Source organism: Enterobacter sp. 940_PEND (assembly GCF_001059415.1).
Classification (GTDB): Bacteria; Pseudomonadota; Gammaproteobacteria; order Enterobacterales; family Enterobacteriaceae; genus Enterobacter; species Enterobacter cloacae_M.
On sequence record NZ_JUMS01000015.1, the window covers coordinates 45493 to 63306 of the forward strand.

15 protein-coding genes are annotated in these 17814 nt (G+C 53.8%); 9 read left to right on the top strand and 6 right to left on the bottom strand.

Annotated features, from left to right (window positions below):
- Positions 1–37: 37 nt before the first annotated feature.
- Both pgm and seqA read right to left on the bottom strand, forming a co-directional pair.
- Positions 38–1678 carry a phosphoglucomutase (alpha-D-glucose-1,6-bisphosphate-dependent) gene (pgm, locus tag ADJ24_RS03530; RefSeq protein ID WP_023310774.1) on the bottom strand — a complete coding sequence of 547 codons (1641 nt, stop codon included), beginning with the start codon at positions 1676–1678 and terminating at the stop codon, positions 38–40.
- A 24-nt stretch (positions 1679–1702) separates the two neighbouring features.
- Positions 1703–2251: a replication initiation negative regulator SeqA gene (gene seqA, locus ADJ24_RS24910; RefSeq protein WP_008501070.1), complete on the bottom strand. Its 549-nt coding sequence runs from the start codon at positions 2249–2251 to the stop codon at positions 1703–1705.
- 183 nt (positions 2252–2434) lie between these two features.
- Between seqA and ybfF the strand changes: the two genes are divergently transcribed.
- The 4 genes from ybfF (at position 2435) to fur (ending at position 5047) form a co-directional block, all read left to right on the top strand.
- Positions 2435–3208 carry an esterase gene (gene ybfF, locus ADJ24_RS03540; protein WP_023310773.1) on the top strand — a complete coding sequence of 258 codons (774 nt, stop codon included), beginning with the start codon at positions 2435–2437 and terminating at the stop codon, positions 3206–3208.
- Between the two features lie 128 nt (positions 3209–3336).
- Positions 3337–3624 carry a LexA regulated protein gene (gene ybfE / locus ADJ24_RS03545; RefSeq protein ID WP_023310772.1) on the top strand — a complete coding sequence of 96 codons (288 nt, stop codon included), beginning with the start codon at positions 3337–3339 and terminating at the stop codon, positions 3622–3624.
- Positions 3625–3779: 155 nt separating this feature from the next.
- Positions 3780–4310 carry a flavodoxin FldA gene (gene fldA / locus ADJ24_RS03550; protein WP_008501067.1) on the top strand — a complete coding sequence of 177 codons (531 nt, stop codon included), beginning with the start codon at positions 3780–3782 and terminating at the stop codon, positions 4308–4310.
- Positions 4311–4600: 290 nt separating this feature from the next.
- The gene (fur, locus tag ADJ24_RS03555; RefSeq protein ID WP_023310771.1) at positions 4601–5047 is read left to right on the top strand and encodes a ferric iron uptake transcriptional regulator; all 447 of its coding nucleotides are present in this window, start codon (positions 4601–4603) and stop codon (positions 5045–5047) included.
- Between the two features lie 141 nt (positions 5048–5188).
- On the opposite strand, the gene chiQ is transcribed toward fur, so the two are convergent.
- The 4 genes from chiQ to nagE all read right to left on the bottom strand — a co-directional run bounded on the left by chiQ (position 5189) and on the right by nagE (position 11265).
- On the bottom strand, positions 5189–5515 hold the full coding sequence (gene chiQ / locus ADJ24_RS03560) for a ChiQ/YbfN family lipoprotein (protein WP_032668313.1): 327 nt from the start codon (positions 5513–5515) through the stop codon (positions 5189–5191).
- Between the two features lie 47 nt (positions 5516–5562).
- Positions 5563–6960: a chitoporin ChiP gene (chiP, locus tag ADJ24_RS03565; RefSeq protein ID WP_023310769.1), complete on the bottom strand. Its 1398-nt coding sequence runs from the start codon at positions 6958–6960 to the stop codon at positions 5563–5565.
- Between the two features lie 446 nt (positions 6961–7406).
- Complete coding sequence (glnS, locus tag ADJ24_RS03570; protein WP_023310767.1) at positions 7407–9074, bottom strand: glutamine--tRNA ligase; 1668 nt, start codon at positions 9072–9074, stop codon at positions 7407–7409.
- Between the two features lie 169 nt (positions 9075–9243).
- On the bottom strand, positions 9244–11265 hold the full coding sequence (gene nagE / locus ADJ24_RS03575) for an N-acetylglucosamine-specific PTS transporter subunit IIBC (protein WP_032668102.1): 2022 nt from the start codon (positions 11263–11265) through the stop codon (positions 9244–9246).
- Positions 11266–11593: 328 nt separating this feature from the next.
- On the opposite strand from nagE, the gene nagB reads away from it, so the two are divergent.
- From nagB to asnB, 5 genes are all read left to right on the top strand, one after another.
- Positions 11594–12394 carry a glucosamine-6-phosphate deaminase gene (gene nagB, locus ADJ24_RS03580; RefSeq protein ID WP_023310765.1) on the top strand — a complete coding sequence of 267 codons (801 nt, stop codon included), beginning with the start codon at positions 11594–11596 and terminating at the stop codon, positions 12392–12394.
- Positions 12395–12449: 55 nt separating this feature from the next.
- Positions 12450–13598: an N-acetylglucosamine-6-phosphate deacetylase gene (gene nagA, locus ADJ24_RS03585; RefSeq protein WP_023310764.1), complete on the top strand. Its 1149-nt coding sequence runs from the start codon at positions 12450–12452 to the stop codon at positions 13596–13598.
- 8 nt (positions 13599–13606) lie between these two features.
- A complete protein-coding gene (nagC, locus tag ADJ24_RS03590) occupies positions 13607–14827 on the top strand; it encodes a DNA-binding transcriptional regulator NagC (protein WP_021242995.1) in 1221 nt (406 codons plus the stop codon).
- 45 nt (positions 14828–14872) lie between these two features.
- Positions 14873–15625, top strand: coding sequence for a ribonucleotide monophosphatase NagD (gene nagD / locus ADJ24_RS03595; RefSeq protein ID WP_023310763.1), 753 nt, complete (start codon positions 14873–14875; stop codon positions 15623–15625).
- 249 nt (positions 15626–15874) lie between these two features.
- Positions 15875–17539, top strand: coding sequence for an asparagine synthase B (gene asnB, locus ADJ24_RS03600; RefSeq protein WP_023310762.1), 1665 nt, complete (start codon positions 15875–15877; stop codon positions 17537–17539).
- Positions 17540–17814 lie beyond the last annotated feature (275 nt).

The following is a 17814-nucleotide window of genomic DNA, read 5'->3' on the forward strand; positions in this document are numbered from 1 at the left end:
GCCGGGGTGAGGGCATCAGCCCGCACCCATACCGCACTTACGCGTTTTTCAGCACTTCGCTGACAATCTCTACCGCTTCTTTCTCAATCTGCTGACGGTGCTCAGCGCCGAGGAAGCTTTCGCAATAGATTTTGTACGCATCTTCCGTACCGGACGGACGCGCGGCGAACCAGCCATTCTCGGTCATCACTTTCAGACCACCAATGGATGCGCCGTTGCCCGGTGCCGCCGTCAGACGAGCAGTGATCGGATCGCCCGCCAGGGTGCTTGCGCTGACCATCTCAGGAGAGAGTTTGGACAGGGCCGCTTTCTGGGCTGACGTCGCGCCAGCCTGAATACGGTTATAGCTTGGTGCACCAAAGCGTGCCGCCAGGTCGTTGTAGTGTTCCTGCGGGTTCTTACCGGTGACAGCGGTGATTTCAGCCGCCAGCAGGCACATGATGATGCCGTCTTTATCGGTTGACCATGGCGTGCCGTCGAAACGCAGGAAAGATGCGCCCGCGCTCTCTTCACCGCCGAAGCCGAAGCTGCCGTCGTGCAGACCGTCAACGAACCATTTGAAGCCGACCGGCACTTCCACCAGCTTGCGGCCCAGTGCCTCGACCACGCGGTCGATCATCGCGGAGGAAACCAGCGTTTTACCGACGGCCACCTCTTTGCCCCACTGCGGGCGGTGCTGGAACAGATAATTAATTGCAACAGCCAGATAGTGGTTCGGGTTCATCAGCCCGGCAGGGGTGACGATACCGTGACGGTCATAATCCGGGTCGTTAGCAAACGCCAGATCGAATTTATCACGCAGCGCCAGCAGGCCCGCCATCGCGCACTCGGAGGAGCAGTCCATACGGATCGCGCCGTCTTTGTCCAGGTGCATAAAGCGGAAGGTCTGATCGACGTGATCGTTCACGATGGTCAGATCCAGCTTGTAATGCTCGGCGATACGTTTCCAGTATTCGATACCGGAGCCGCCCAGCGGATCCACGCCCAGCTTCAGCCCGGCTTTCTGGATGGCCGCCATATCGACGATATCCGCCAGCCCTTCCACGAACGGCTGAACCAGATCCTGCTCTTTCACGTGACCGGACGCCATGGCAGCATCCAGAGAAATGCGCTTCACGCCTTTCAGACCGTCAGCCAGCAGCGCGTTCGCACGATCTTCCACCACTTTGGTGACGTTAGTGTCAGCCGGGCCGCCGTTAGGCGGGTTGTATTTGATACCACCGTCTTCCGGCGGGTTGTGGGATGGCGTGATAACGATACCGTCCGCCAGCGCGCCACCTTTTTTGTTGTGCACCAGGATGGCGTTAGAGACCGCAGGGGTTGGGGTGAAGCCATTGTTCTCCTGAACAATCACATCGACGCCGTTTGCCGCCAGCACTTCCATAACAGAGATGAACGCCGGTTCAGACAAGGCATGGGTATCTTTCCCCACGTAGCACGGACCGGTAACGCCGTTTTTAGCGCGCTCTTCCGCAATGGCCTGAGCAATGGCCAGAATGTGCGGTTCGTTAAAGCTGTGGCGCGCCGCGCTGCCGCGGTGACCAGATGTACCAAACTTCACTGCGTGTTCTGCGTTGCCCACGACCGGTTTCAGCACATAATACTGCGCGGTCAGCTGAGCGACGTTAATCAAATCGCTTTGTTGTGCAGGTTGGCCTGCACGGCTGTGATTTGCCATTACCGGGTCCTTCTGATGCAAGGGTTAAATTGTACCGCAAACCTTTTCAATCAATTCCGCCGGGAACTGCATGGACTGCATGATGTGTTCAATCATGCTGCACTTGCGGCCCGTATTGGTATTGGTGATCACCCAGTATGGGGTGCCAGGAACATGTTTGGGTTTGGTTTGATTGCCATTTTGCAGCAGCGTCTGCTCGTCGCCCGCGAAATAGACGCGAGTACGGCCGTGAAGCGACTCGGTCGCTTCAGCAAACGCTTTGTTATCCAGTGAGTAAAGTGTAGACAGCACCAGCATAAAGCGGTTAACGGCCTTTTTCTGCTCCGCGTATTCATCGGAGAGCAGCAGCTCGCGCATCGCGCGCACTTTATCTTTTGCCGGCGTCACGGCAGGTTTTGCTTGTGCAACAACGCTCGGCTGAGACACGACATCTTTGGTGACTGGGGTAGCAGGCTGTGAAGCGGCGGAAATTTTAAGCATGCGCCGTAAAATGTCGGACGCGCTCTCCCCGATATGCCGCGTCTGGCTGGCAATATACTGATAGAGTTCGTCATCAACTTCGATTGTTTTCATCTTAATCCAGTGCGATATCTTATCTGAATACAAGTCATTGGGATTATAAGGTCAAATCCCAACAGCGGATAGCGTCAAACCAGGTTGGCAGCAAAAGTCAGATTAAACTGGAACCTTGCAGCCGGGCGGCAGAATGGTCAACATGATACCCTAACCTGACATACGTAAAAAAAGAACTTTGCCATGAAATTGAATACCCGAGCGCAAACTGCACAATCGCCGAACAATAATTCTCCCATCGTACTGGTTCACGGGCTTTTTGGTAGTCTGGATAACCTGGGCGTGCTGGCGCGCGATCTGGTTACCGACCACGATATTTTACAGGTCGATATGCGCAATCATGGTCTTTCCGGGCGTTCCGACGAGATGACCTACGCGGCGATGGCGCAGGATCTGCTGGATACGCTGGATGCCCACGACCTGCAAAAGGTGACCCTCATCGGGCATTCAATGGGTGGCAAAGCGGTGATGGCCCTGACGGCACTGGCCCCGGACCGTATTAGCGGCCTGGTGGTGATTGACGTCGCGCCCGTGGATTATGACGTTCGCCGTCACGACGAGATTTTTGCCGCCATTAATGCGGTCACAGAAGCGGGTGTCGCGACGCGCCAACAGGCGGCTGCCGTCATGCGTGAGCATCTTAATGAAGAAGGCGTCGTTCAGTTCCTGCTGAAGTCGTTTGTTGACGGGCAATGGCGTTTTAACGTGCCGGTGCTCTGGGACCAGTACAATAACATCGTCGGCTGGGAAACCGTGCCCGCCTGGCCCCACCCTACCCTGTTTATTCGTGGCGGCAACTCGCCTTACGTTACCGACGCGTACCGCGACACGCTGCTGGCCCAATTCCCGCAGGCTCGCGCCCACGTGATTGCCGGTGCAGGGCACTGGGTGCATGCGGAAAAACCGGATGCTGTGCTGCGCGCCATTCGCCGCTATCTCGCTGATACTGCAAATTGATTAAAAAGAAAGCGACTGGAAGGCTGCAGGCGTCCAGTCGTTGGCGTGCCGTTTTTGGTGATGTATGATGGCGCGCTTATCGCCCGGGCATTAGCAGGGCGGCGTGTTTCCCCCGAAGTCTCAGAATCATGGCCAAAGAACAAACGGACCGTACGACACTAGATCTGTTCGCGAATGAGCGTCGCCCGGGACGACCCAAGACGAATCCGCTTTCGCGCGATGAACAGCTGCGTATCAATAAACGCAACCAGCTTAAACGCGATAAAAATCGTGGGCTTAAGCGTGTCGAACTGAAGCTCAACGCCGACGCGGTCGATGCACTTAATGAGCTGGCCGAGGCCCGAAATATCAGCCGTAGCGAGCTCATTGAAGAGATGCTGATCGCCCAGCTTGAGACGTTGCGCGGCCAGGCATAAGTCTGAAAATTCCCTTAATTACCCTTTTCATGTAGCACAGAGTGCAGTCCTGCGCGATAGCTGTTTCCGCAGGGTTGCCAGTTCTGCTATTATTGCCCTTATCCGTGGCCAAATTGCGCCACCATACTATTAAGTTTCAAGAGGTTATTTTACTCATGGCAATCATCGGCATTTTCTTTGGCAGTGATACCGGCAATACTGAAAATATCGCAAAAAACATTCAAAAACAGCTCGGTAAAGACGTTGCTGATGTGCATGACATCGCCAAGAGCAGCAAAGAAGATCTGGAAGGCTATGACATTCTGCTGCTGGGTATCCCAACCTGGTACTACGGTGAAGCCCAGTGCGACTGGGATGATTTCTTCCCGACGCTGGAAGAAGTGGACTTCAACGGTAAGCTGGTCGCCCTGTTTGGCTGTGGCGATCAGGAAGACTACGCCGAATACTTCTGTGACGCGCTGGGCACCATCCGCGATATCATTGAGCCGAACGGCGCGGTTATCGTAGGTCACTGGCCGACCGCCGGTTACCACTTCGAAGCGTCTAAAGGCCTGGCCGATGACGATCATTTCGTGGGTCTGGCCATCGACGAAGACCGTCAGCCAGAGCTGACCGCAGAGCGCGTTGAGAAGTGGGTGAAGCAGATCCGTGAAGAACTGCACCTGGATGATATTCTGAACGCCTGATTTTATCGCGGCGCAACTGCGGTTGCGCCCATGCCCCAGGTCAAACCGATTAAATTAATCGCTACAATCTTTTAACTTTTTCGCCCAGACCTGTACAATGTCTCCCTGATAAAACGTGGTTTTCCATTGAGCAAGTTTGTTGGTGATACCACGTTTTTATAAGCATATTTTGCCTGAGACTTGCAGTTTTCATTTAGCCATGGCAGTTCTATAATGAGACGCATTATCCCGGGTGCATTTTCTGTCACTTCCCACAGAAGTGAATCGTTTAGCAACAGGACAGATTCCGCATGACTGACAACAATACCGCATTAAAGAAGGCTGGCCTGAAAGTTACGCTTCCTCGGTTAAAAATCCTTGAAGTGCTTCAGGGTCCAGACAATCACCATGTCAGTGCGGAAGACCTCTATAAACGTCTTATCGACATGGGTGAAGAGATCGGGCTGGCTACCGTCTATCGCGTGCTGAACCAGTTTGATGACGCGGGCATTGTTACCCGTCATAATTTCGAAGGCGGTAAATCTGTTTTCGAACTGACCCAGCAGCAGCACCACGATCACCTGATCTGCCTCGATTGCGGCAAGGTCATTGAATTCAGCGATGATTCCATTGAATCACGCCAGCGTGAAATCGCGGCGCGTCATGGCATCCGCCTGACGAACCACAGCCTGTATCTTTACGGTCACTGCGCTGAAGGCGACTGCCGCGAAGACGACCACGCGCACGACGCGAAATAATCAGTATTCATACTCTGAGCCAGCCGCAAGGTTGGCTTTTTTTTTTGCCTGAAAAAGCCCGGTGGCGCTGCGCTTACCGGGCCTACGGGCTATGACACCTTTGTAGGCCCGGCAAGCGCAGCGCCACCGGGCGTAAAGCACTTATTTATTGTTATTGCGTATCTCGTTCCAGATCTTATCGCAACGCTTCGCCACTTCCTGATCGTTACCGGTTTTACGCGCCTGGATACAGGCCTGGTAATCCATCACGCGGACGTTCTCCTGCGTCGCGAACTGCTCATGCGCTTTCTCTTTCTTCAGCACGTTCAGCACGCTCTGACAGGCTTGAATTTTCTCCGGCGATCCTTCCGCAGTATTGATGCAGGCGCTATACGCCTCCTTCAGACGGGAGTCCTCTTTCGGCGCCTGATTCTGAGCACACGCCACCAGCCCTGATGCCAGCAACGCGACGATTACGATTTTTTTCATCATGTGCAGTCTCCATACCGGCGGGACTCAGCCCGCCGGTGCGTTCATCAGAAGATGGTGAATGGGGCAATAACCATGAATTTCACGTCACGTTCATCCTGGAAGATGTTGCCGTAACCGCCCGCATAGCTCGGGATATCGGAGTGGTTGTCATACTGAGTGAAGTGCAGTTTGAACATCGTGCCTTTCGCGCGGCCATCCTGCAGGGTATAGATAGCATCGAGGCTGTAGGAAGACTCTTTCAGGCGATAGTTAGGATCGTAGTATGCGTCCGGTGTTGCCATATCGGCAGGTTTTGCGTCCCAGGCGTAAGCGTAAGAGGCACCCACGGCCCAGCCCGGCAGATTCCAGTTTTTCAGGTCATACATTGCGCCAAAGAAGACCGCTTTCTCACCGTCGGCGTTGAAGTCAGAGCGGTTATCCCACCAGATATCAAGACGACCGTTGGAGGAGGCGTAGGTCGGGGTCATACGCTGCAGGAAGTAGCCCTGCTGCCCTTCCGCCTTCACCCATGTGCCTTCCAGACGTAAATCAACCTGACCGACCTTGTAGCCGAAGGTTAACGCCTGCAGCCACGCGGTGCCGTCATAAATGTCGTTGACGCCACCGTTGCTGACCTTGTCGCGCGTACCGTAGAACTGGTAGCTGGTGCTCAGCGGGCTACCCGCGACATCGAATTTATAGCTGGCCTTGGCAAAATACTGATCGACATAGCCTTGTGCCTGACCGAATGCCGCTTCAAGCACCAGATCGTTTTTGAAGTCGTACTTCGCGCCCAGCGAGTGCAGGTAATCAACTTTGGTTTTTTTATCGTTCTGGTAGAACTTGTCCATTTCGATGTGCCACGGCGCTTTGTACTCGTTGGTCCACATATAGGAGAAACTCAACGCCCCCGCGTCACCGTAGTCAAAATTCGCCCCGGCTTCCGCACCCTGATAGGTACCCGGCATAAAGCTCCAGTGCGGCGCTAACAGAGTCTGACCGGTTGGCTGAATATAACCACCGCGCGCCCAAACCGGACCGTATTTAAATTTTGCAGCGGCTTTATAAAGGCTGATACCGCTCTTATCCCCGGACCAGTCTTCTTTATAGGCTTTGTTGCTGGAGGAGAAGGCAATTTCGTTCGGGTGGGCGCTGTCACCGTTTTCCGCCATTTCAATCGCGGTAAACGCAGCAATATCCAGACCGAACATATCCGCGGCATAGCCTGACTGGAAGTCCAGGTTGGCGTTCCAGGTGGAGTGAGAAAGGTTGGTTTTGTATTTGTCTTCGGTGACGTCTTTACGGTCACGTTCACGCTGCCAGTAATAAATACCGCCCGTGAGGGTAGAATCGTCGATGAAGCCTGCCGCTTTCGCCTCTGGTGTCACCACCAGGCCCGACATTGCTGTCACACCGGCAATAGCCAGCGCCAGCGCACTACGTTTGCCACTGAACGTACGCATAGATTATTCCTCTTTGACGAATTAAAACGCCTGAAGCGGCGTAAATAAAAAAGACCAAATGGTCAGGGGTAGTTTTAAATACCCTCGAATTAACTACCGTCTTTAGGTTATTTTTCGCGACGCGAATTATCAATGCTTTTTAGCGGGCAAAAGTCAGGATTATGACGAAGTGCACATAATTGGTAGTGATTTGTAACATTTGCAGAGAGGCGAGCAATGGCGGGGAATTATCAGGTATTTCAGTGGCTAGACGTGGATTATCTTTCCTTTTTTATCACCTTTTTGTTTTTCGTAATGACACAAACTTTTTTTAAAAAAATAAGTAGCACCTCATTGACCTGATATTTTTATCACACCTTTTTAGGCCCTGTCTTAATACCCTGATCGTTAAATAAAAAAACGCCGCATGGTGCGGCGTTTGTCTCTCATTGACCAGACCAGCAATATTATTCGCCGATCTTCGTCCAGGTATCACGCAGGCCTACGGTACGGTTGAATACCGGTTTTTCCGCCGTGCTGTAACGGCTGTCCAGGCAGAAGTAACCTTCACGTTCGAACTGGAACGCTTTGCCCGCTTCAGCGGCTTTCAGAGAAGGCTCCGCATAACCCTGCTTGATCACCAGAGATTCCGGGTTGATGGTCGCCAGGAAGTCTTCCGCAGCACCAGGGTTAGGCACGCTGAACAGGCGATCGTACAGGCGAATTTCTACCGGCAGCGCGTGAGAAGCGCTCACCCAGTGAATAACGCCCTTCACCTTGCGGCCGTCTGCAGGATCTTTGCTCAGCGTTTCAGCGTCATATGAACAGAAGATGGTAGTGATATTCCCTTCTGCATCTTTCTCTACGCGCTCGGCTTTGATGACGTAGGCGTTACGCAGACGCACTTCTTTGCCCAGCACCAGACGTTTGTACTGCTTGTTGGCTTCTTCGCGGAAGTCAGCGCGGTCAATCCAGATCTCGCCGCTGAACGGCACGTCACGGCTTCCCATTTCCGGTTTGTTCGGATGGTTAGGCATGGAGACCAGCTCGCTTTCACCCTGCGGATAATTTTCGATAACCAGTTTCACCGGATCGATAACCGCCATCGCGCGCGGAGCGTTTTCGTTGAGATCTTCGCGAATGCAGGATTCCAGGGAGGCCATTTCGATGGTGTTATCCTGCTTAGTCACGCCGATACGTTTGCAGAACTCACGAATAGAGGCGGCAGTGTAACCACGACGACGCAGACCCGAGATGGTTGGCATACGTGGGTCATCCCAGCCCTCAACGTGCTTGTCGGTCACCAGCAGGTTCAGCTTACGCTTGGACATCACGGTGTATTCCAGATTCAGACGAGAGAACTCGTACTGGCGCGGATGCACAGGAATGGTGATGTTATCCAGAACCCAGTCGTACAGACGACGGTTGTCCTGGAACTCCAGCGTACACAGAGAGTGCGTAATGCCTTCCAGCGCATCGCTGATGCAGTGGGTAAAGTCGTACATCGGGTAGATGCACCACTTGTTGCCGGTCTGATGGTGTTCCGCAAACTTGATGCGGTACAGCACCGGATCGCGCATCACGATGAACGGAGACGCCATGTCGATTTTGGCACGCAGGCACGCTTTGCCTTCTTCGAAGCCGCCGGCACGCATTTTTTCAAACAGCGCCAGGTTCTCTTCCACGCTGCGATCGCGGAACGGGCTGTTTTTGCCCGGCGCGGTCAGCGTACCGCGATATTCACGGATTTCATCAGCAGACAGTTCGTCAACATACGCCAGACCCTTGTTGATCAGTTCAACCGCGTAGGCGTACAGCTGATCGAAATAGTCAGAGGAGTAGCAGATATCGCCAGACCAGTTGAAGCCCAGCCATTGCACGTCATTCTTGATGGACTCAACGTATTCGATGTCTTCTTTTACTGGGTTGGTGTCATCGAAACGCAGGTTGCACTGTCCCTGGTAGTCTTGCGCAATGCCAAAGTTCAGGCAGATGGACTTCGCATGCCCGATATGCAGGTAGCCGTTCGGCTCCGGCGGGAAGCGGGTATGAACTGTGGTGTGCTTACCACTGGCCAGATCTTCATCGATGATCTGACGAATAAAGTTACTCGGGCGGGCTTCTGCCTCACTCATCGTGGATTCCTCAAAGCGTAAACAACGTATAACGGCATATGATCTTATAAGCCGGACGTAGTGACAACCCTTAAAACGTCTCTGAAGAAAATAATGGGGGCTTTTGCTGCAAAAAAAAGCGGCGGAGGATATCCCCCGCCGCTTAAGGCATGACTCTACTCAGGAGCGATTACTTGCCTTTAATCTCATACAGCGGCGTTTGCCCCGCAACAACCTGACCTTTCGCCTGAATGACCAGGCCACTGAAGTCGTCGATGTTGCTGCAAACGACCGGACTTATCATGGAGCGCGCGTTGGCGTTCAGGAAGTCCAGATCCATTTCCAGAATCGGCTGGCCTGCCACTACTTCTGCCCCCTCTTCCACCAGGCGAGTAAAGCCCTGGCCGTTCAGCGCGACGGTATCGATACCCATGTGGACAACGATCTCCGCGCCATTTTCGGTTTCGAGGCAGAACGCGTGGTTGGTGTTGAAGATTTTCACGATGATACCGGCCGCCGGAGACACAACGATTTTTTCCGTTGGTTTCACCGCCACACCGTCACCCACCGCTTTGCTGGCGAAGGCTTCATCAGGCACCTGCTCAATCGCAACGACTTCACCGGTTACCGGTGAAACCAGCGCGGCTACCGTTTTCGCGTTAGGTACCGCCTGCGGTTTTGCAGCCGCTGGCGCGGCGGCAGGGGCGGCAGAAGCTTCTGCTGCGGCTACCGGACCGGTGGTTTTCATGGCGTTAGCAATTTTCTCTGCCACGAAGCCAACGATAATCTGCACGCTGGTTTTGTTCAGGCGAATAACACCGGAAGCACCAAGACGTTTAGCCAGCGCTTCGTTCACCAGGGAAGAGTCTTTGACGTTCAGACGCAGACGAGTGATACAGGCGTCGATACCGGTCAGGTTGTCAGAACCCCCGACAGCGGCGATGTACTGACGCGCCAGGCCTGAAACGTCCTGATCCTGAGCACCGCTCACGTTCACATCCTGACCATCCGCTTCGCTACCGGCCACGGCCAGTTCACGACCCGGGGTCATCAGGTTGAATTTGGTGATAGTGAAACGGAACACCATGTAGTAGATCGCGAAGAACACCAGACCTTGCGGGATCAGCATCCACCAGTGGGTCGCCAGCGGGTTACGGGACGACAGCACCATATCCACCAGACCGGCGCTGAAGCCGAAACCGGCAATCCAGTGCATGCTGGCAGCGATGAACACGGAGATACCGGTCAGCACGGCGTGGATCACATACAGAACCGGCGCCACGAACATGAAGGAGAACTCCAGCGGCTCGGTGATACCGGTGAAGAAGGCCGCGAACGCCCCCGCCATCATGATACCCAGCACTTTCGCTTTGTTCTCTGGACGCGCGCAGTGGTAGATAGCCAGCGCAGCACCCGGCAGACCAAACATCATGATCGGGAAGAAGCCCGCCTGGTAACGACCGGTGATACCGACAACCGCTTTACCTGCTTCGATGGACTGTGCGCCACCCAGGAAGTTAGGGATATCGTTAATACCGGCAACGTCGAACCAGAATACGGAGTTCAGCGCGTGGTGCAGACCGACCGGGATCAGCAGACGGTTGAAGAACGCGTACACGCCCGCACCGACAGAACCCAGTTTCTGGATGTGCTCACCGAAGTTCACCAGGCCGTCGAAGATCATCGGCCAGACGTACATCATGATGAACGCGACAACGATCATCACAAACGAGGTCAGGATAGGAACCAGGCGGCGACCGCTAAAGAAGGAGAGCGCTTTCGGCAGCTCTACGCTGCTGAAGCGGTTATACAGTTCGGCGGAGATGATACCCACAAGGATGCCGACAAACTGGTTGCTGATCTTACCGAACGCCGCCGGAACCTGGTCCGCCGGAATTTTTTGGATCATGGCCACCGCTGCAGGCGAGCAGAGGGTGGTTAACACGAGGAAACCGACAAAACCGGTCAGCGCAGCGGCACCGTCTTTGTCTTTGGACATACCGTAAGCCACACCAATCGCGAACAACACGGACATGTTGTCGATAATGGCGGAACCTGACTTGATAAAGAACGCCGCCAGCGCGCTGGTATTACCCCAGCCGTTGGGGTCGATCCAGTAGCCGACACCCATCAGGATGGCTGCGGCAGGCAGCGTGGCGACCGGCACCATAAGCGCGCGGCCAACCTTTTGTAAATAACCTAGAATACTCACTTTCTTCCCCCTATGAGACCCCGTTTAAGGCATGTTCTCAGCTCTGTTTTTTATTGTGTCACGAACTATAGATACAGTTGATGCTTCACTGGCATTGTGAGTGTGTGAAAAATTAATTCGTATCGCAAATTAAACGCGTACTTTTTGTGATTTTTGTCACCAAATATCGTTATTTACCCTCCCTTATACTGGCTAACAGCGAAAACTTATTTTATCATTCAAAAAATCAAGACGGATTGATCCGGCCTGAAAGTTTCCAGGTTACGCTTAAGTATCAGGTTCCGATAGCCATCCGCCCACTCTTCTACTTTAACTCTTGAGGTGAACAATGAGACTGATTCCCCTGGCAACTGCTGAACAAGTCGGTAAATGGGCCGCTCGCCATATCGTTAACCGCATTAACGCCTTTAAACCGACCGCCGATCGTCCTTTCGTTCTTGGACTTCCGACAGGCGGCACGCCGCTGACCGCCTATAAGGCGCTGGTTGAGATGCATAAAGCAGGCCAGGTTAGCTTCAAACATGTTGTAACCTTCAATATGGATGAATACGTTGGCTTACCGAAAGACCACCCGGAAAGCTACCATAGCTTTATGCACCGCAATTTCTTTGATCACGTTGATATTCCATCTGAAAATATTAACCTGCTGAATGGAAACGCGCCTGATATTGACGCAGAATGCCGTCAGTATGAAGAAAAAATCCGTTCTTACGGTAAGATCCACCTGTTCATGGGTGGCGTGGGCAATGATGGTCATATCGCATTTAACGAACCGGCGTCATCTCTGGCTTCCCGCACCCGTATTAAAACGCTGACCCATGACACGCGCGTGGCAAACTCCCGCTTCTTTGACGGCGATGTTAACCAGGTTCCAAAATACGCCCTGACCGTTGGCGTAGGCACCCTGCTGGATGCCGAAGAAGTGATGATTCTGGTGCTGGGCGGTGTGAAAGCGCAAGCGCTCCAGGCTGCCGTTGAAGGCAACGTAAACCATATGTGGACCATCAGCTGCCTGCAGCTGCATCCGAAATCAGTCATCGTCTGTGACGAACCGTCCACGATGGAGCTGAAGGTTAAAACGCTGAAATACTTCAACGAGTTAGAAGCTGAGAACATCAAAGGTCTGTAATTGAATAACCGCCTCTTTACCAAGAGGCGGCCGCTTTTTTTAACCGGGGGTCGTTATGTACGCTTTAACCCACGGTCGGATTTATACCGGCCATGAAATTCTGGATGACCATGCGATTGTTATCGCTGATGGCCTGATTGAACGTGTTTGCCCGCTGGCAGAACTGCCGCCGGAGATTGAACAGCGCTCACTCAATGGAGCAGTAATCTCCCCCGGTTTCATCGACGTACAGCTCAACGGCTGCGGCGGTGTGCAATTCAATGACACCGCGGATGCTGTGACGGTCGAAACGCTGGAGATCATGCAGAAAGCCAACGAGAAATCGGGCTGCACCAGCTATTTGCCAACGCTCATCACCAGCAGTGATGACCTCATGAAGCAGGGTATCCGCGTGATGCGCGAATACCTGGCCAAACACCCTAACCAGGCGCTGGGTCTGCACCTTGAAGGGCCATGGCTGAATATGGTCAAGAAAGGAACGCATAACCCGAATTACGTGCGTAAACCTGATGCGGAGCTGGTTGACTACATGTGTGCGAACGCCGATGTGATCGTCAAAGTGACGCTGGCGCCTGAAATGACGGGTACGGATGTCATCAGCAAACTGGCTGGTGCCGGGATTATCGTTTCAGCAGGTCACTCAAACGCGACGCTGAAAGAAGCGAAAGCCGGTTTCCGCGCGGGGATTACCTTCGCAACGCACCTATACAACGCCATGCCGTATATCACAGGCCGTGAACCGGGTCTGGTCGGGGCGATTCTGGATGAGCCAGACGTCTACTGCGGCATTATTGCTGACGGCATGCATGTCGATTACACCAACATCCGCAACGCTAAGCGGCTGAAAGGTGACAAGCTTTGTCTGGTGACGGATGCCACCGCACCGGCAGGTGCAAATATTGAGCAGTTCATTTTTGCCGGTAAAACAATATACTACCGCAATGGACTGTGTGTGGATGAAAACGGTACGCTGAGCGGTTCCTCTTTGACCATGATTGAAGGGGTGCGTAACCTGGTTGAACATTGCGGGATTGCGCTTGATGAAGTCCTGCGTATGGCAACCCTTTATCCGGCTCGCGCAATGGGCGTGGATAAACAGCTTGGCGGAATTGCACCAGGTATGGTTGCAAACCTGACGGCATTCACACACGATTATAAAATTATTAAGACCATCGTTAATGGTAACGAGGTCGTCACTGAGTAAGTAAAAGTATGACACCTGGCGGACAAGCTCAAATCGGTAATGTCGATCTCGTTAAACAACTTAACAGTGCGGCGGTATACCGCCTGATTGACCAGCACGGACCAATCTCGCGAATTCAGATAGCCGAACAAAGCCAGCTTGCTCCCGCCAGCGTGACAAAAATTACCCGCCAGCTCATTGAGCGCGGTCTGATCAAAGAAGTCGATCAGCAGGCCTCCACCGGGGGCCGCCGCGCCATCTCCATTATCACCGAAACCCGCAATTTTCAGGCCATTGGCGTCCGTCTGGGCCGTCATGACACCACGCTCACGCTGTACGATCTGAGCAGTAAAGCCATTGCGGAAGAGCACTACCCTCTTCCGGAGCGCACCCAGGAGACGCTGGAGCATGCGCTGCTGAATACCATCGCGCAGTTTATTGAAAGCTGTCAGCGCAAGATCCGCGAACTCATCGCCATCTCCGTGATTCTGCCCGGCCTGGTCGACCCGGAAAGCGGCGTGATCCGCTATATGCCGCACATTCAGGTTGAAAACTGGGGGCTGGTCGACGCGCTGGAAAAGCGTTTTAAAGTGACCTGCTTTGTGGGCCACGACATTCGCTCGCTGGCGCTGGCAGAGCACTACTTTGGTGCGAGCCAGGACTGCGAAGACTCTATTCTGGTGCGCGTTCACCGCGGAACGGGCGCCGGTATTATCTCTAACGGCCGTATTTTTATTGGTCGCAACGGTAACGTCGGCGAGATTGGCCACATTCAGGTTGAGCCCCTCGGGGAGCGCTGCCACTGCGGCAACTTCGGCTGTCTTGAAACGATTGCCGCCAACACGGCCATCGAGCAGCGCGTTCGCCATCTCCTCGAACAGGGTTACCAAAGCCGCGTCACGCTGGACGATTGCAAAATTGGCACCATCTGCAAAGCCGCCAATAAGGGTGACGCGCTGGCCTGCGAAGTGATCGAGCAGGTAGGCCGTCATCTGGGGAAAACCATCGCCATCGCCATTAACCTGTTTAACCCACAAAAAGTGGTGATCGCCGGTGAAATTGTGGAGGCGGAAAAGGTGCTGCTCCCCGCCATTGAAGGCTGTATTAACACCCAGGCGCTGAAAGCATTCCGCCAGAACCTCCCGGTGGTTCGTTCAAAGCTTGACCATCGCTCGGCGATCGGCGCGTTCGCGCTGGTCAAACGCGCCATGCTCAACGGAATTCTGCTGCAGCATTTGCTGGAAAGTTGATCGGACCTTATAGTAACGCCTTCTTTTTTTGATGTCGGACTGTCCATGACCATTAAGAATGTAATTTGTGATATCGACGGCGTGCTGATGCACGACAACGTTGCCGTGCCGGGTGCTGCGGAGTTTCTTCACCGCATCATCGACAAAGGAATGCCTCTGGTTCTGCTCACGAACTACCCTTCCCAAACCGGTCAGGATCTGGCTAACCGCTTTGCCACGGCGGGCGTCGACGTTCCGGACAGCGTGTTTTATACCTCGGCAATGGCCACGGCGGATTTTCTTAAGCGTCAGGAAGGGAAAAAAGCCTACGTGGTGGGTGAAGGTGCACTGATACACGAGCTGTACAAAGCTGGCTTTACCATCACTGACGTGAACCCGGACTTTGTGATTGTCGGCGAAACGCGCTCCTTTAACTGGGAGATGATGCATAAGGCAGCATACTTTGTCGCCAGCGGCGCGCGCTTTATCGCTACCAACCCGGATACGCACGGCCGTGGTTTTTATCCGGCCTGCGGCGCGCTGTGCGCCGGTATCGAAAAAATCTCAGGTCGTCAGCCGTTTGTGGTCGGTAAACCGAGCCCGTGGATCATTCGTGCCGCGCTCAACAAGATGCAGGCCCACTCTGAAGAAACCGTTATTGTCGGCGACAACCTGCGCACCGATATTCTGGCCGGATTTCAGGCGGGTCTGGAGACGATTCTGGTCCTCTCCGGCGTCTCTCAACTTGATGACATTGATTCGATGCCGTTCCGGCCAAGCTGGATTTACCCCTCCGTCGATGAAATCGACATCATCTGATACCGCACCACGCCACAGGGCGTGGTTTTTCATTTATAGCCTACACAAATAGAACACCATCTAACAAAAAACACGTTTTATTGCACAATCATCAATAAAAGAATCCATGACGTACTCTTTTTTCACTATTCCGCAATGACTATTGCACTATTTCCGTTTTCACCCGTAAAACGCTTGCGCGCCCTGCCCCTTTGCGGCATTTTCATAAGCAAGCAACATTACAAAGCAACAGGGTTAACGGAGAAGGTTATGTGTTCAATTTTTGGCGTACTGGATATTAAAACTGACGCGGGCGAACTGCGTAAAAAGGCACTCGAACTGTCCCGCCTGATGCGCCACCGCGGTCCGGACTGGTCAGGCGTTTACGCCAGTGACAAAGCGATTCTGGCTCACGAACGTCTGTCTATTGTTGACGTCAACGCCGGTGCACAGCCGCTGTATAACGAGAAAAAAACGCACGCGCTGGCTGTCAACGGTGAAATCTACAACCACCAGGCGCTGCGCGCCGAATACGGCGACCGCTACGCGTTCCAGACCGGTTCTGACTGTGAAGTGATCCTGGCGCTGTATCAGGAGAAAGGGCCCGAGTTCCTGGACGACCTGCAGGGTATGTTTGCCTTCGCCCTGTACGACAGCGAAAAAGACGCTTACCTCATTGGCCGTGACCATATCGGCATTATCCCGCTGTATATGGGCCACGATGAGCACGGCAACTTCTACGTCGCCTCTGAAATGAAAGCCCTGGTGCCGGTATGCCGCACCATTAAAGAGTTCCCGGCGGGCAGCTATCTGTGGAGCAAAGACGGCGAGATCCGCTCCTATTACCAGCGCGACTGGTTCGACTATGATGCGGTGAAAGACAACGTCACGGACAAAGCCGAGCTGCGTCAGGCCCTGGAAGATTCCGTGAAAAGCCACCTGATGTCCGACGTGCCGTACGGCGTGCTGCTCTCCGGCGGTCTGGACTCCTCCGTGATCTCCGCGATCACCAAGAAATTCGCGGCCCGTCGCGTGGAAGATCAGGAGCGCTCAGAAGCCTGGTGGCCACAGCTGCACTCTTTTGCCGTTGGCCTGGAAGGCGCACCTGACCTGAAAGCCGCGCAGGAAGTGGCGAACCACCTCGGCACCGTGCACCATGAGATTCACTTCACCGTGCAGGAAGGTCTGGATGCGATCCGCGATGTGATCTATCACATTGAAACCTATGACGTAACCACTATCCGCGCCTCAACGCCGATGTACCTGATGTCGCGTAAGATCAAAGCGATGGGCATCAAGATGGTGCTCTCCGGTGAAGGGTCTGACGAAGTGTTTGGCGGCTACCTGTACTTCCACAAGGCGCCAAACGCCAAAGAGCTGCACGAAGAGACCGTGCGCAAGCTGCAGGCGCTGCACATGTTCGACTGTGCGCGTGCCAACAAAGCGATGTCGGCCTGGGGCGTGGAAGCGCGCGTGCCGTTCCTGGATAAGAAATTCCTCGACGTGGCGATGCGCATCAACCCGCAGGACAAGATGTGCGGCAACGGCAAAATGGAAAAACATATCCTGCGCGAATGTTTTGAATCCTACCTGCCGGCGAGCGTGGCATGGCGTCAGAAAGAGCAGTTCTCTGATGGCGTAGGCTATAGCTGGATCGACACCCTGAAAGAGGTCGCGGCGAAACAGGTTTCTGACCAACAGCTGGAAACCGCGAGCTTCCGCTTCCCGTACAACACGCCGGGCTCGAAAGAGGCCTATCTGTATCGTGAAATTTTTGAAGAGCTGTTCCCGGTACCGAGCGCCGCGGAGTGCGTACCGGGTGGCCCGTCCGTCGCCTGCTCTTCTGCCAAAGCGATTGAATGGGATGAATCTTTCAAATCCATGAACGATCCGTCAGGACGCGCGGTAGGCGTTCACCAGTCAGCCTACAAATAATCACTCAGATCGCAATCAGGCCCCTCAGGGGCCTGATTTTTTTGCCTCACATTTCACCGCCTAAATCTGATTAATAACCAATAATTGCCGAATATTCGGTCACGCTGTTCGCAACCTAACCAAACAGTCACATTCCGGCTATTTTCGTTGAAAAAGGTGTTGACGCTGCAAGGGTCTATACGCATAATGCGCCCCGCAACGCCGATAAGGTAACGCGAAAAAAGATGGCTACGTAGCTCAGTTGGTTAGAGCACATCACTCATAATGATGGGGTC

Excerpts from the sequence above, each read along its gene's own strand:
- pgm (WP_023310774.1), bottom strand. The coding sequence starts at position 1,678 with ATGGCAAATCACAGCCGTGCAGGCCAACCTGCACAACAAAGCGATTTG.
- seqA (WP_008501070.1), bottom strand. The coding sequence starts at position 2,251 with ATGAAAACAATCGAAGTTGATGACGAACTCTATCAGTATATTGCCAGC.
- ybfF (WP_023310773.1), top strand. The coding sequence starts at position 2,435 with ATGAAATTGAATACCCGAGCGCAAACTGCACAATCGCCGAACAATAAT.
- ybfE (WP_023310772.1), top strand. The coding sequence starts at position 3,337 with ATGGCCAAAGAACAAACGGACCGTACGACACTAGATCTGTTCGCGAAT.
- fldA (WP_008501067.1), top strand. The coding sequence starts at position 3,780 with ATGGCAATCATCGGCATTTTCTTTGGCAGTGATACCGGCAATACTGAA.
- fur (WP_023310771.1), top strand. The coding sequence starts at position 4,601 with ATGACTGACAACAATACCGCATTAAAGAAGGCTGGCCTGAAAGTTACG.
- chiQ (WP_032668313.1), bottom strand. The coding sequence starts at position 5,515 with ATGAAAAAAATCGTAATCGTCGCGTTGCTGGCATCAGGGCTGGTGGCG.
- chiP (WP_023310769.1), bottom strand. The coding sequence starts at position 6,960 with ATGCGTACGTTCAGTGGCAAACGTAGTGCGCTGGCGCTGGCTATTGCC.
- glnS (WP_023310767.1), bottom strand. The coding sequence starts at position 9,074 with ATGAGTGAGGCAGAAGCCCGCCCGAGTAACTTTATTCGTCAGATCATC.
- nagB (WP_023310765.1), top strand. The coding sequence starts at position 11,594 with ATGAGACTGATTCCCCTGGCAACTGCTGAACAAGTCGGTAAATGGGCC.
- nagA (WP_023310764.1), top strand. The coding sequence starts at position 12,450 with ATGTACGCTTTAACCCACGGTCGGATTTATACCGGCCATGAAATTCTG.
- nagC (WP_021242995.1), top strand. The coding sequence starts at position 13,607 with ATGACACCTGGCGGACAAGCTCAAATCGGTAATGTCGATCTCGTTAAA.
- nagD (WP_023310763.1), top strand. The coding sequence starts at position 14,873 with ATGACCATTAAGAATGTAATTTGTGATATCGACGGCGTGCTGATGCAC.
- asnB (WP_023310762.1), top strand. The coding sequence starts at position 15,875 with ATGTGTTCAATTTTTGGCGTACTGGATATTAAAACTGACGCGGGCGAA.